This is a genomic window from Vibrio sp. qd031, from assembly GCF_002100145.1.
In the GTDB taxonomy this organism is placed as follows: Bacteria; Pseudomonadota; Gammaproteobacteria; order Enterobacterales; family Vibrionaceae; genus Vibrio.
Genome location: NZ_JXQD01000018.1, coordinates 203,993 through 218,385, shown reverse-complemented (window position 1 = coordinate 218,385; position 14,393 = coordinate 203,993). Strand labels below are relative to the sequence as shown.

At 43.1% G+C, this 14,393-nt stretch carries 11 protein-coding genes and 1 pseudogene; 9 read left to right on the top strand and 3 right to left on the bottom strand.

Going from position 1 to position 14,393, the window contains the following annotated elements:
* Positions 1–283 precede the first annotated feature (283 nt).
* The 6 genes from hutW to ST37_RS06855 all read left to right on the top strand — a co-directional run bounded on the left by hutW (position 284) and on the right by ST37_RS06855 (position 8,147).
* Positions 284–1,780: a heme anaerobic degradation radical SAM methyltransferase ChuW/HutW gene (gene hutW / locus ST37_RS06880; protein WP_084884901.1), complete on the top strand. Its 1,497-nt coding sequence runs from the start codon at positions 284–286 to the stop codon at positions 1,778–1,780.
* Between the two features lie 9 nt (positions 1,781–1,789).
* Positions 1,790–2,308: a heme utilization cystosolic carrier protein HutX gene (gene hutX / locus ST37_RS06875; protein ID WP_084884899.1), complete on the top strand. Its 519-nt coding sequence runs from the start codon at positions 1,790–1,792 to the stop codon at positions 2,306–2,308.
* Positions 2,309–2,908: a heme utilization protein HutZ gene (hutZ, locus tag ST37_RS06870; protein WP_084884897.1), complete on the top strand. Its 600-nt coding sequence runs from the start codon at positions 2,309–2,311 to the stop codon at positions 2,906–2,908.
* A 131-nt stretch (positions 2,909–3,039) separates the two neighbouring features.
* On the top strand, positions 3,040–5,172 hold the full coding sequence (locus ST37_RS06865; RefSeq protein ID WP_084884896.1) for a TonB-dependent hemoglobin/transferrin/lactoferrin family receptor: 2,133 nt from the start codon (positions 3,040–3,042) through the stop codon (positions 5,170–5,172).
* Between the two features lie 207 nt (positions 5,173–5,379).
* Positions 5,380–7,185, top strand: coding sequence for an ABC transporter ATP-binding protein (locus ST37_RS06860; RefSeq protein ID WP_242426239.1), 1,806 nt, complete (start codon positions 5,380–5,382; stop codon positions 7,183–7,185).
* 239 nt (positions 7,186–7,424) lie between these two features.
* Entirely contained in the window at positions 7,425–8,147 is a 723-nt protein-coding gene (locus ST37_RS06855) for an NYN domain-containing protein (protein ID WP_084884893.1), read from the top strand.
* A gap of 280 nt (positions 8,148–8,427) precedes the next feature.
* On the opposite strand, the gene ST37_RS06850 is transcribed toward ST37_RS06855, so the two are convergent.
* Positions 8,428–9,444 (bottom strand): IS110 family transposase, encoded by a 1,017-nt coding sequence (locus ST37_RS06850; RefSeq protein WP_084884892.1) that lies wholly within the window; start codon positions 9,442–9,444, stop codon positions 8,428–8,430.
* A gap of 181 nt (positions 9,445–9,625) precedes the next feature.
* Here ST37_RS06850 and ST37_RS06845 point away from each other — a divergent pair, with 181 nt between their 5' ends.
* On the top strand, positions 9,626–10,468 hold the full coding sequence (locus ST37_RS06845) for a DUF6544 family protein (RefSeq protein ID WP_084884890.1): 843 nt from the start codon (positions 9,626–9,628) through the stop codon (positions 10,466–10,468).
* 382 nt (positions 10,469–10,850) lie between these two features.
* Here ST37_RS06845 and ST37_RS06840 read toward each other — a convergent pair whose 3' ends face one another.
* Positions 10,851–11,639 carry a hypothetical protein gene (locus ST37_RS06840; RefSeq protein WP_084884889.1) on the bottom strand — a complete coding sequence of 263 codons (789 nt, stop codon included), beginning with the start codon at positions 11,637–11,639 and terminating at the stop codon, positions 10,851–10,853.
* Between the two features lie 1,283 nt (positions 11,640–12,922).
* On the opposite strand from ST37_RS06840, the gene ST37_RS06835 reads away from it, so the two are divergent.
* Entirely contained in the window at positions 12,923–13,591 is a 669-nt protein-coding gene (locus tag ST37_RS06835) for a hypothetical protein (protein ID WP_084884887.1), read from the top strand.
* 96 nt (positions 13,592–13,687) lie between these two features.
* A complete protein-coding gene (locus ST37_RS06830) occupies positions 13,688–13,918 on the top strand; it encodes a hypothetical protein (protein WP_084884885.1) in 231 nt (76 codons plus the stop codon).
* 26 nt (positions 13,919–13,944) lie between these two features.
* On the opposite strand, the pseudogene ST37_RS06825 reads toward ST37_RS06830, so the two are convergent.
* Positions 13,945–14,292 (bottom strand): annotated as a pseudogene (locus ST37_RS06825) (transposase); the annotation flags it as partial.
* Positions 14,293–14,393 lie beyond the last annotated feature (101 nt).

Here is a 14,393-nt window from a genome sequence, read left to right as displayed (position 1 = left end):
TAACTGTCAGTGTGGCCATTATCCATAAAATGCAAATGAGATCAAATATCATTTGCATTATCATTTAAAATAAATATGATAGCTCTCAACGAAACATGCAACCCAGTTTCTTTCTATTAACTTGATTGTCTAAACCAATGACTCAAATAGTCGTCGGTCACATACATAAACTTTAGTGCTAGTTATTGCGCTGACGTGTTGTGAACTGACGCATTGGTTGACAACGATTTACGCTTGCGTTGGCAAGGCGAGTGATAGTGAGAAGCTCACAAGAGACTAACTCATGACAGAGCACATAGTGTTTAATCGCGACGCCCTACAATCGTTACTCGACGATGAATCCGTTGTTGGGCGCTCAACCCCTGATCCTCTGCGTTTCGCGTTTGCTCGAAAAAAAGGTGCGCACGCAGGTGGTATGAGCAAGCCTATCAACCCAAGCTCAGTACAGAGCGCGCTTACTCATGCATTAACAGAGTCTTCACTGGCGCAACCAGCCATTGCTAACGACCGTTGTTTATACATCCATATTCCTTTTTGCCGAGTGCGTTGTACGTACTGCAATTTCTTTCAATACGCCTCCAGCACAAGCTTAATCGAAGATTACTTTACCGCTCTTGAAGCCGAGCTCATATACAAAGCCTCGTTCTCTTGGTCGCAAGCCTTTCCGTTTCAGGCGGTCTATGTTGGTGGTGGCACGCCTACCGACCTTTCTGCGGCGCAAATTGAGCGTCTTGGAAAGCTGATCAGAGAGCATTTCCCGCTTACTCCCGATTGTGAAATTACCTTAGAAGGTCGCGTTAATCGATTTAGCACCGAAAAATTTGAAGCGGCTTTAGAAGGAGGCTTCAACCGCTTTTCGTTGGGGGTTCAGAGTTTTGATACTCACGTTAGACGCAAAGCCAAACGCCTCGATGATCAAGAAGTAGTCGTTGAGCATTTAGCAACAATGGTTTCGTACAATGCCGCGCCGATCGTGATTGATTTGCTTTATGGATTGCCTTTTCAAACCTTAGATATTTGGCAGCGGGATCTAGAGTTTTATTTGGACTCTGGCGTAGACGGCGTCGACCTGTATCAACTCATTGAAATGCAAAACCTGCCTATGGGGCGTATGGTCGAACAGGGTAAATTACCAGCTCCTGCCGACACGCAAATGAAAGCGACGATGTTCCAAATGGGTGTGGAGTTTATGGCCAAGCATCATCAAAGACGTTTAAGCGTTAATCACTGGGCGTCGGGCAATCGTGAGCGCAGTATTTATAACAGTTTAGCCAAGACGTCCGCTGAAGTGCTGCCAATAGGCGCTGGGGCAGGCGGCAACTTTAATGGTGTTAGCGCGATGCAACACCGTGATATGGACGCCTACATCAGCGCCGTGAACTCAAACAGTTTTCCAGTAGGAATGGCTTTTCAATCACCAATAGGTCATCAAAGCAGCAACACCGTAAAAGCAGCGTTCGACCGCGGCGTATTGCGTCGCTCAGAACTTGGGCATACATCGGAAGGGCTACTTTTTGATGCGCTACTGCCTCTGTTTGAAGCTTGGCAGCAGCGCGGCCTTGTAAACTTGGAAGAGCACGCACTGTCACTCACTTTAGCGGGCCAATTTTGGTCAGTGACTTTGGCACAAAACTTAATCAGCACAATGGCTAGGTGTACGAGCAAGCCAAACAGCCATGCTCCGTCGCCAGAAAATGGCATAGAGCAGGGCAGTAAGAATTCTCATACAGAAAATCACGACTCAACTCATCATAAAAACGCTTCAAAAGCGGTCGCATAAGGAAACGACATGTACCAGAATCGCAGCAAAGAGCAGACGCTCTATAAAGTCGCAACACTGTTAGAGCAAGACGCTAACGTGCCTATTAGCGAAATGGCAAAATCGCTTGAGCAAACTGAAGGTGAAATTACTTTTGTGTTACCAAGCACCATGGTTCATGCCGTCGAAGGTAGTCACGCGCAGACCATTTTAGAGCAGCTTGCCTCTTGGGGTAAAGTGACCACCATCGTGCATTCCTTTGGCTCAATCTTTGAATACAAAGCGCCGTTTCCAAAGGGCAAGGTTGCCCATGGATACTACAATCTAATGGGGCGCGAAGGTGAGCTTCATGGCCACTTACGGTTGGATCTTATTGAACATATTGCCATTGTCTCTAAGCCGTTTCGCAAAATGGAAAGCCACTACATTGGATTTTTTGATGCCCAAGGCGAGTGCGTGTTTAAAGTGTACTTAGGTCGCGACAAAAAACGTCAACTGTTTCCAGAGCAACTTGAACTTCTAGCACAACTAAAAACGGAATTTGCATAAATGAGTACTTCATCATCATCGACCCTTTCCCCAACCCATTCAGCGACGCAAGGCGATCGTTCTGCGATCAAAAAAGAGCGTCTGCAAAATCGACTGGGGCCAGAGGTGCAAGAGTTTCGTGACTCTAGACAAACTCTGCAACTTGCGACTATTGGCGAGTCGGGTGCTCCGCATGTGAGCTACGCGCCCTTTGCCTTTGACCAGCAGGGTTATTACATCTTAGTGAGCGATTTGGCCGAGCACGGCAAAAATCTAAAACTGAATAAGCGCGTGTCGATAATGATGATTCAAGACGAGAATGAAGCCAAAAGTGTCCACGCGCGTAAAAGGCTGACCTTTGATACCGAAGCGATGCACATAGACAAAGCGTCGGAGCATGGGATAGCGGGTATAGCTGCACTGGTCTCTCGATTTGGAGAGATGGCCGAAAACCTCAGTAAGCTAGGTGACTTCAACCTCTACAAACTAACGCCTTCTTCCGGTCGATACGTCAAGGGTTTTGGACAAGCCTTTAATGTATCGGGCAATGATCTTGTCGACTTTTTACACCTCGATGAAGGGCACCTCCAAAACAAAGGGCACCTCCAAGAAGAGAGCTAACCCTGTTAGACGAGTACATTGCTTGCAATAACTCGTCGCTCAACGTCATAAACCTTATTAATAAAGGATTAAACCGGTCAAAAAACGACCGGGGAATTACTACAACCAAAATTTAATGGAACTATGAAATTATGAACAACAAAACACCATTAGCAGTGGCTATTTTGAGTGCATTATCCACCACAGCCATATCGACTTCTTTGTCTGCAGAAGAGGTTTTCACCATGGAATCGGTGACTGTGTCAGCAACGCGTTCTCAAAAAGAGTTAGAAGATACCGCAGCTTCGGTAGCGGTTATCTCCGATGACGATATTGAACAGGATATGACGCGCAGTGTTGAAAACTTATTTGATTACACGCCAGGTGTAACCGTTGAGGGCGAAGCACGCCAAGGCGTTCAGAGCATCAACGTGCGTGGTATGGAAGGCAACCGCATCAAAATATTGGTAGACGGTGTTTCTCAGCCTAATCAATTTAGTAATGGCTCTTACAGCTTCATCAATTCTGGCCGTGTTAACGTAGATACCGATTTACTCAAATCTGTTGAAGTGGTGAAAGGCTCAGCGTCGTCGCTTCAAGGCAGCGATGCAATTGGTGGTGTGGTGGCTTTCACCACAAAAGATCCTGAGGACTTCTTGCAAGGCCGTGATATTGGCGGACATGTAAAACTCAATTACTCCTCGGCTGATAACAGCTTCGGTGAGTCAGTGGCGTTGGCAAATCGTTTTGGTGACCTAGAAACCTTGGTGGCCTACTCTCGTCGCGACGGTGAGCAAATCGATAACTTTGGTGAGCCCGATCCTCAAGATTACGACACCAACGACCTGCTCGTTAAGCTTCAATATCAGCTGTCAGATGCACACCGTTTAGAGTTTAGCGGCAGCTACGTCAACAACAATACAAGCTCTGAATTTAGCGATCCGTCGTACACAGATTACACCGGTGATGACCGTACTACGCAAACCTCTCTTGGGCTTAAACATATTTGGAACTTAGATCAGAGCTTTGCCGATAGCATCGAATGGCAAGTCAACTGGTTAAGCAAAGAAGAGAACGGTATCACCAACCGTACTTCACTAGGCGGTAGCTTCTTCTTACCTCCTGCTGGTAACGTACAAACCAAAGATTACATCTATGGTGACGAAGGTTGGAGTGGTGACATTCAACTGGATAAATCTCTTTACTGGGGCAATAGCGAGCATTACATCGTCTATGGTGCGTCTTTCTCTAATAAGGATATTCACAATACCAATAACGAGTACAACTCAATCAATGAGGATCAGGTCATTTATTACATGCCAAGTGCCTCAGAAACTCGCTATGGCTTTTTTGTCCAAGATGAGATTACCGCAGGTAACTGGGTAGTGACACCAGGTCTTCGCTTTGACTCGTTCCAAACAAGTCCTGGCGATACTTCTGAGAACCCAAGTGGTAACCCAGATTCTGATTACCAAGACTTTGATGACTCTGCTGTTACTGGTCGTCTGGGTACGGTCTACTCGGTCAACAATGAAAACAAAGTGTTTGCACAAATTTCGCAAGGCTTTAGAGCACCAGATTTCCAAGAGCTGTATTACTCGTTTGGTAACCCAATGCATGGGTACATCAGCGCACCGAATCCAGATCTAAAAGCCGAAGAGAGTATTTCCTACGAGTTGGGCTGGCGTCACAATGTTGCTTACTCTTCGTCAGAAATCGCAGTGTTCTACAGCGAATACGATAACTTTATTGACTATCAGTTAGTGGATGGAAGTTTTGCGACAATGGACGCTGTCTACCAGTCGATCAACATCGATGAAGCGACCATTAAGGGTATCGAGTTTTCTAACCAGTTACTGTGGAACTTTATGCCGGTTGAAGGCTTTAGCAGCCGCATCGCAGCCGCTTACTCTGACGGCGAAGATGGCGAAAAGAACCCACTTAACAGTGTAAACCCTTGGAATGCAGTATTTGGTGTGAACTACGATGCGCCACAAGGCACTTGGGGTACTTCTTTGAAACTGGTGTACACCGCAGCGAAAGACGCGAGCGACATCTACACCGAAGAAGGCAGCGACGAAATCTTGCCGATTGACTCGTCGACGGTTCTTGACCTAACCGCTTACTACGTACCAGTGAATAATCTTACGCTGCGCGCAGGTGTATTCAACTTAACGGACCAAGAATACTACAAGTGGAATGATGTACGCGGCTTAACCGAGCGTGACCAAGACTTGACAGCAGCGCGTCGTAACTTTGCATTGACCGCAAAATATGACTTTTAATTTGCTGACTGTGAATTAGGCATCCGATAACTCAGTGCCTATAAACCGCCGCTTTCGTGTAGAGAGCGGCGGTTTTGTGATTGTTAGCCAGTAAACTTTTGGGCACAACTTTTTCTTAACTGCATGCGATCGCTGTGTGAGCGCGCAACGTAAACTGATGTACACTCTATGACTCTTTTCTCAAATTCTCAGCCTCAAGGAAGACATGTGAATCAAAACAGCACTCGGGACTATTTTATTTTGGATCGTCAGTGGCTCTATCAGCAAGCCATTGTCCATAAGCGCAAATTAATCTTTGCCAACATCATTGCTTTCTTTGCCACGCTGATCAGTGTTCCCATCCCTATGCTGCTTCCTCTTATGGTCGACGAAGTGTTATTGGACAAACCTGCGCAAGGTGTTGCTGCACTCAACTGGATCTTACTGGACGGCTGGCAGACCCCTGTAGGCTATATCGTTATGGTGTTGATGCTGATTGTGCTGATGCGTATTGGCAGCCAAGCACTTAATATTTTGCAAACTCGGCAGTTCACCTTGGTGTCGAAACAGCTTACCTGTGTCATGCGGCAAAAGGTTCTCGATAAACTTGGACGAGTATCGATGCAGCAGTATGAGGAAAAAGGCAGTGGTGGATTAACCTCCCACTTAGTCACCGACATAGAAACCATCGACAAGTTTATTGGCTCCACATTAAGCCGGTTTGTGATCAGTGTATTAACGGTTATCGGCGTTGGCTCAATTCTGCTTTGGCTTAATTGGGAACTTGGCTTGTTTATCATATTGATGAACCCAGTGGTTATCTATTTGTCCCGTAAACTGGGTGAGCGGGTAAAGCACCTTAAGAAAAAAGAGAACCAAGCATTTGAGAAGTTTCAATCTCGATTGGTTGAAACGTTAGATGGTATTTACCAACTGCGCGCGGCCAATAGAGAAAAAGAGTATCTAGAACTGCTCAAGCAAGATGCTGAAGCCATCCGCTTTGATGCAGATAAATATGCTTGGCAATCGGACGCGGCCAATCGTCTGTCATTTTTGATGTTTTTGATTGGCTTTGAAATATTTCGCGCTGCCGCGATGATCATGGTGCTGTTTAGTGATTTATCGATAGGTCAAATCTTCGCGGTGTTTGGGTACCTTTGGTTTATGCTTTCACCGGTTCAAGAGCTGCTAAGTATTCAATATTCTTGGTACAGCGCTGCGGCAGCCATGAAGCGAATCAATGGCATTCTTGAACTAGACGAAGAGTATCGCCCTCAAGCCACTGTGAATCCTTTTGATGACAAGCGATTAATCGACATTGAGTTTGAAAACGTGAGTTTTTCTTACGATGGTGACCGCAATGTTCTCGATAGCCTCAATTTGTCGATTCCTAAGGGCAAACGTGTCGCGCTCGTCGGGGCTTCGGGTGGCGGTAAGTCTACTTTGATTCAGCTTTTACTGGGGATCTATCAAAAGCAGAGTGGGGACATTAAAGTTAACGGACACCCCATTGAAGCCGTCAGCTACGAAGCGCTTCGTGACAAAATGGCAGTGGTGTTGCAGCAACCGATGATTTTTAATGATACCTTGCGCCAAAACTTAACTCTTGGACGTGATTTTGATGATGAAACCTTGTGGCAAGCGCTTAGCATTGCTCAGTTGAGCGATTTAAAATCGACGCTGTCTAACGGTTTAGATTCAGAAATCGGTCGACAAGGCGTCCGCTTGTCAGGCGGGCAACGACAACGTCTGGCCATCGCGAGAATGGTGCTAAACGATCCCGATTTGGTCATTTTAGATGAAGCAACATCAGCGCTAGACACTACAACGGAAGCCAATCTTCACTTGGCGCTGAATCAGTTTTTGCAAGGGCGGACCACGCTGATTGTTGCGCACCGACTATCTGCGGTGAAGCAAGCGGACCTTATCTACGTGCTCGAAGATGGCAAAGTGGTGCAATCGGGGACTCACCAAGATCTGCTCAAAGATGATGGGCTCTATCAAACCTTATATGGCAACCTACAAGCGGGTTAGTGTCAGAAGACAATTTAGTATATCAATTCCAATAAAGTCTGATCTTTTACATTAAAGTTTGTCACTTTTCCCCTGTCAGTACGCCTGGCAGAGGTTATGTGCACCGACTATCGCAACGTTTTGCCCCTTTTCTGTTTAGAGTTGTTACTCTTAACACTTCTAAAGAATCCCATTTGAACAAATATTACTAATGCCGATATAGTGCAACTAACTACATAGAGGTTGGTCACGCACGGATTATGGGTAACAGAAAAATCGCTGTATTAATTGATTCAGAAAACACTCCGCACTCAAAGCTAAACCTCATTATTGAAGAGCTTTCTAGTTTTGGGCAGATCATCGTTAAACGTGCATATGGCGACTTTTCTGCTGAGCAATTAAAAAACTGGAAGCAGCCTTTGAATGAGTTAGCTATTCAAGCTAAACAGCAATTTGCCTATACATCTGGAAAAAACTCCACAGACTCTTTAATGATTATTGATGCTATGGATCTCCTATACAGTCAACGGTTTGATGCTTTTGCTTTGATATCCAGTGATAGTGACTTTACAAGTCTTGCTACGAGGTTAAGAGAGTCAGAGATACACGTCATCGGTGTTGGAAAAGCGATGACTCCGACTTCGTTTAAAAACGCTTGTGACGACTTTGTAGCAATTGAGAACTTGAACGCTGATGGTGACCTTGAGGTGGCACAATCAAGCTCTAATCAAGATGCAGAACGCGAATTATGGCGATTAATGCATCAAGCTTGGCAGAATTATAGAGATGAATCGGGTTGGGCAAAACTAGGTGAAATTGGCAAGTACATAAAAAGATTGAAGCCAGATTTTGACCCTCGAAACTACGGTTTGAAAAAGTTATCTGACTTTTTTGATAAATATCCAACGCGCTATAGAATCCGCAACACTAAACGCTCTGGTATGGAGTTTCAGTTGATAACAAAGGCTAGCAAACTAAAATGATTTGCAGCGTTCGCTGACGTTATACGGCAACCGGGTAACTCAAAATTGCCCCAATATATGGTACGTCCCGTTATTGCAAGTAGATAACCAGATAACGAGCTGATTTGCGCTAATATATTCAGAGTCTTAATTGAGACCTAAAGGCTCAGCTCTACGATGAGGTTCGCGCCAGATTGTCCTCGCAAAATGAAAAGCACACTAAGTTGCTGTTTGGGGCAACAGGTTTTCAATCTGGTGGTCTAACCGTTTTGTCATCTTTTTTATCCATTGCAAATTTGATTTAAGCTTTGATTAAAAAGGGTTTATTCGTTGTCATTACAGACCACGCTATCCTGGCAAGCTTGTTTGCTAACGCGACGACAGCAACATTGAAAGGCTTCCTTTGCTTAAGGTCCATAAGCCAGTTACCGAAGTACTTCTCGGCAGATTTATCTCTCCATAAAATTGAACGAGCGGCGTGAATGAACAACGTCCTTAATTCTCGGTTCCCTCGTTTTGAAATGCCCAACATTGTGGTCTTGCCTCCTGTAGAATACTGAATTGGTACTAGACCAATCCAAGCTGCGAAATTTCTCCCATTTTTGAAATCTGTTGGGTTACCAATAGATGAAAGGCATGCGCTTGCTATCACTGGACCGACTCCTGGTATGGTTTGTAGTTGTGTCATCTGTGGATCTTCTGCAAGTAACTTTTCCACCTTAGCCTGTTGGTTTTCAATCTTTTGATTCAGTACTTCATAATGCTCGAGCAACTCGCTTAGCTCGAAGATTATTTCCGGTGGCACATAATGTCCCTCATCAGCAAGCCACTGAAACAGCTTTTTCATAGCAGCATGGCCTTTGGGTAAGCTGACTCCAAATTCGAGTAATATAGAGCCTATCCGATTCATGCACGCTGTACGCTCTCTGATGTAGCCGTTTCTGAGCTTTCTTAATGTTGAAATAATCTGAGCTGATTCGGTTTTATGACTGGTAAATCGCATTGATGGTCTTGATGCAGCCTCCGCAATAGCACATGCATCAATAAAATCGTTTTTATTAGTTTTTACGTACGGCTTAACGTATTGGGGAGGGATGAGTTTCGCAACATGCCCTAACGACTCACATTTTCTAGCAAGCCAATGTGCGCCACCACATGATTCCATCGCAATGATTGAAGGCTCTCTACAAGATAAGAATTCAAGTAACTTCTTACGTGATAGTTTCTTTCTAAAAAGTTCATTGCCACTTTTGTCATGAGCGGCGATGTGGAATGTATTTTTACCTAGGTCAATACCAATGATATGAGCTGTTGACATGGGACACCTTCCTTTGAGCGCTAAACATAGGTTAAGTTTAGCTGTGAAGAGGGACGTACCATCTCATTAAACAAGTTTGGACTCACGATCATCAGATTAATTTAAGTGGCACTTTAATCAATTTACATCTGGCCGTATAATTACTGGGTTGCATATTGATAATTGTGTTTGAGGCTATCAAGTGATATCAAAAATTGTATATGTGATAATAGTTGTTGTTTGTCTATCTTTAGTGTCTCTCGCTATTCTCAAGTACCGGGATAGCGCTGAACTTGCCAAAGAGTGGAACTCTTTAAAGAGTAAGCCAATAGGTCAAGTTATTTTTAGTAAAGAGCTAATTAAAGACTTGCCAGATGCGGCTAAGCGATATTTTAAATTTACAATTAGTGAAGGAACACTTCTTTTTCCCCATGCTGAAATTGGTATGAAAGGTGAGTTCAGCTTAGGTTCTAAAGAATCTCCTGAATATATGACTATGTCAGCTAACCAGATTCTTGCTGCTCCAGAAGGTTTCATTTGGCAAGCATTATTTGATAGTAAGCTGCCTATTTCTGGATCAGATTCGAATAAGTGGACACGTTTTAATCTGCTTGGTTTATTTCCAGTAGCACGTACTGGCTATAGTTTAGACCATAGAAGGTCTGCTTTTGGTAGGTATATGGCTGAGTCTTCATTTTGGACTCCCGGATTTTTGCTACTTCACCCGGATACAGTGTGGCATGATGTGGGTTCCGAACATATGAAAGTAACTATTAATCATGAAAACATGTCAATAACGCTTAATGTGCTGATATCTGAAACAGGGATGCCTGTTGAAATGTACTTCAACCGCTGGACGAATGCGAACCACGATGGGAAGTATCGAAGTCAGCCATTTGGTGGGAAGTTATCTGATTTTCGTGATGTTGAAGGTTATAAAATCCCGTTTTATGTTGAAGCTGGGAATATGTATGGAGAACCAGAGTACTTTCCATTTTTCAAAGCGCAAGTCACCGATATTCGCTTTATAACCGCTATTAATTAGAAGGCTAGGCTGAATTAGAGCATTCAACGAACTCCAATGCAGTGGCTGTGTTGCTTTGGACGATCGATAAGAGGTTTTTCAATACCTGAGATTATCCGTCAAATGCTAATTTAGCAAAGCCACTGACACACTTTGTCCAAAGGTTTGCTGAAGCCGACCGGGGCAAATACACCTTTGCCCCAAAGCAAGCTAGGGCGAGATTGACCACAATTGAAATGTCTGCATTTTGGCTTACTTTTCCTCATGCCTAGAGCTATAACACTGTGGCCAAATGTGCTGATCCTCTACACAGTTAACTCCATAGGAACCGCCATTACTCAAACAAAGCACTTATCTTTTAGTTTTAAGATAAATATGTACTCGGATATATTTAGGAAGTGAGCTACCAACGTGACTCTGCGACTTCCGCTAAGTCGTACTCAAACCTACCATCCATGAACTTTAAACGCCCAAACTCTTCGTAAAGCGTGTCCCATACAATACCGCAATCCAAAGCCGTATCAATCGGAATAGGAAGTAGATCATCTTCAAAATAGTCTTCTATGTCCAAGCCGTAGCGCTCAAAGGCTATTATCTCTTCATCCGTTAAATGCTTGGCCACCTTGTGCTCAAATACCCGACCATACAACCAGCACTTTATGTTACCTAAGGAAAACTCAATCAATGGTTCATCGATTGCATCACCATCTTTTCGGTCATTCGCTCGCTCAAGTGCATGTATGGTCAATATCAGTTCAATACTAAATTGTTTACCAGACACCGTCATTTCTGGGCTGTTTATTTCACATATATGATCTGCTGAGGAAAGTTGATAAAGCTTTTTGGTCCGCACTATGTTCGCGTCAACATATTCTTGTCGTAAATATGGATGAGTATGTGCACTACCTATGTAGGAATAGTCCATACCAAAGGCGCGAGCTATATCCTTCTTGATGCGAATCGAGTCTGGGTTTGTACTCAGACTTCCTCTCTGGCGTTGGGCTGATGTCTCTACAGACACATGCTCGATTTTACATGTAAAGGGAAGTTGCTTATTCACTTTACCCCATAAATGAGCACCAGTTTCAATTGAGACTTGTTTGGCTCCAGAGTGTTCAACGGCATAAGCTTCAAAGCCAGCCATTACCAGCTCAAAGATTGCACTTTTACTTATTTTAATTGTTGTAGTCATTTTGACATTCCATTTGATCCGACTTGAGAACTTTCGTCATATGGTAACAAGTTCACTTGACCCCTTCGCGAAAGACTTTGGTTTTCATTTGCCCGTTTCTATTTTTTGTCGCATAAGGATAGATAAGTTACCCTTTTTAATAGGTTAAATCAGCACGTTACTAAACTAAAAGTAAGCTTGATGTCACATTTATGCTTCTAAACCATATAAAGTTCTACCTCGCTGTTGCGTTAAGTTGACACGCTTTTTCGATACATCAAAGATGTAATGCCAGCGCCCCCTCGTGTGCTTGAAACTGCACCACTGCCTAAACACAACTATTTGTGATTTTTTCATGATAAGCGTTGCACACACCTCTGAATAGAAGTTACACAGAGTAATCGCTTGCGTGTGAAAAATGTAGATAGATTTGACAAGAGAACTGGTAACCCAAACAAAAACCATTTTTTGGGTTAATCTGGACAACGTATATCAGGCTATGTATCAGATAGCTACAAGGCACTTGCGGAAACTTAAGAGGCTAACACTACACGAAGAATTAATGTAACAACTGATCAATCAAGTTAGTGCTAGTTTGACAACTATCGATATGACAATCAGTTGTAGAGAAGGTTCTCAATTCTATCTAGAAAGCATATAGCAAGAGTGGCAGTTAACGGAAAAAGCGAGTAGAGATTTAACACCTCAAATGGTAGATTGCTTGGGTCAAACAGTTCAAAAATAGAAACAACTTTAGAATGTAAGATAGAAGTATCTTCATCTATTTAGCATCTCACATCGTTACCCATGAAGTACAGGCACTCATCATATATTTTGGGGTTCAGAGCTTAAAGTAATAATGTTTTTTATTTTAAAATTACTGCTGAGATGATATTAGGTGAAGATTTGAAACAGCTTCTCCTTTAGAGCATCATCACTATAATATAACTTGTTTTTCAAAAACCAACTCTTCAATACAGTACAAAACCCTGACCTGTTGATCTTTTTTACTGGTTATTATGAAATGCAACTTCCTTTATCGCTCAATCTAGAAAAACCTGAACGACAGTGGCAGTTAACGGAAAAAGCGTGTCGAAACTGAAAGTCTAAACTGATATGTTATTAGGGTAAATAATAAAACCTGCAAAAAAAAATTCTCGCAAAAAAGTAAAATGGACTTATTTAAGCTTGCTACTCTTAGCGTCCTTCGTGCTTGATATTACTAACAACCCTTTTCTACTACAGCTACAAAATCCTTTGTAGCTGTCTCTTTGCTATCTGCAATAACTTAATAAGGAATAACTATGGACAATACCATTACAATTGATGTCGAACAGTTGAAATCAGTTACATCGGCAAGCGCCATCCTTGAATATCTTTTTCTACACGCCATTAACGACATGCAAGGCGACACATTAGTTTCCAGTGTTGATTTGTTAAAGATGCGAGTCCAAGACAGTGCTGGCGTTTTTTTTCTTCGCAGCGCATTAGTTTCAGCACTTCATGAGGTTGAAAAAATTGGCGTAGGTCGCTTTGGCAAACCTTTATACGGTAGAGAAACGAAGTTTTACTGGAATACTATCGGCTTACAGTCGATTGCGAGATTAGCTCTCGGAACTGAGGGGATCGATGACGATATGCCAAAGTTTGAAGAAGAAATATCCACCCATTTCCATCGTTTCAATCTCCGTGATCACTACGAATTTGTCATAGAACTTCCAGAAGATCTAACTCACGAAGAAGCGAATCGAATTGGTCAGTTATGCATAGGTTTAGCAACACCACACTATCATCACGGCTCAAAACCTGCCATCTATGTCTTCGCATTACGAAATGGTCTAGATTTTGAATTGGTTTTACCGCGGGACCTGACCCAATCTGAAGCTTTCCGCCTCTCGACCTTCATTGAAATTCTGCCAACGAACGATGATGAGTTCGAAAGCAATGATGATTTCGATTTTGAAGGATTCTGACACACAAACCATCTAACGTTCCTCTCATATTTGAGCGCTATGCGTGTTTCGACGGCATAGCGCTTTTCTTTTAGACTAAATTTAAGGAATAAAAACATGACTAACCCAGATTCTGTTATTCTTTACTATCAGAAAGACGGCGTTTTATTGAAGAAAGATTTCAGTAAGTACGGATTAAGCAATGCAACACGAGTAGCACACACTATCCCTAGTTCTCAGCCTTGGCTGATTGCTTTAGGGAATGGAGGTATCGCATCACAAAGCAAAGATTCACATGAACTAGAACATATCATCTTCGACAATGAAACTTCTGATCAAAGAGATTAACCCACAAAAACATGGACCTTCTCCGCTTAGATGAGCTTGACAGCTGGATAGAAGATTGAACGCTCTTCAGGAACAGAAATCTGCTTAATCTTAAGCTTGAAGTATTCCGTATCTCTAATCCCTCGAGCCCTTTTCCTAAGCATCCCAATTGATACATTACCGGCCTCAATCACGGCGCTAGTTAAGCGGTAGGTGGCGTAATTGCAGATACCTTCCTTGTGACGTTGGAGCATGTCGGAAAAGCTATTTAAGCTCAAAATCCCAGAGCCTCTGGCTAATTCACACCAGTGATCAACTTTTTGCCTCATTTGCTGATAGCTGCAGCTTGACCATATATCTTGTAGTTGCTCCTTCAGCATATAAATCAAACAAAGGTAGTACACTGATGAATACTTATCGAGAGTTAAAGTATTGTTGAAAAGAGGGCAATAGACAGCTTGCTCTAGGTCATCGGTCAAAAGGTTTGCGATACTCG

Bases quoted from the DNA above. Each gene is read 5' to 3' on its own strand.
- hutW (WP_084884901.1), top strand. From the start codon at position 284: ATGACAGAGCACATAGTGTTTAATCGCGACGCCCTACAATCGTTACTC.
- ST37_RS06855 (WP_084884893.1), top strand. From the start codon at position 7,425: ATGGGTAACAGAAAAATCGCTGTATTAATTGATTCAGAAAACACTCCG.
- hutZ (WP_084884897.1), top strand. From the start codon at position 2,309: ATGAGTACTTCATCATCATCGACCCTTTCCCCAACCCATTCAGCGACG.
- ST37_RS06840 (WP_084884889.1), bottom strand. From the start codon at position 11,639: ATGACTACAACAATTAAAATAAGTAAAAGTGCAATCTTTGAGCTGGTA.
- ST37_RS06865 (WP_084884896.1), top strand. From the start codon at position 3,040: ATGAACAACAAAACACCATTAGCAGTGGCTATTTTGAGTGCATTATCC.
- ST37_RS06830 (WP_084884885.1), top strand. From the start codon at position 13,688: ATGACTAACCCAGATTCTGTTATTCTTTACTATCAGAAAGACGGCGTT.
- hutX (WP_084884899.1), top strand. From the start codon at position 1,790: ATGTACCAGAATCGCAGCAAAGAGCAGACGCTCTATAAAGTCGCAACA.
- ST37_RS06850 (WP_084884892.1), bottom strand. From the start codon at position 9,444: ATGTCAACAGCTCATATCATTGGTATTGACCTAGGTAAAAATACATTC.
- ST37_RS06835 (WP_084884887.1), top strand. From the start codon at position 12,923: ATGGACAATACCATTACAATTGATGTCGAACAGTTGAAATCAGTTACA.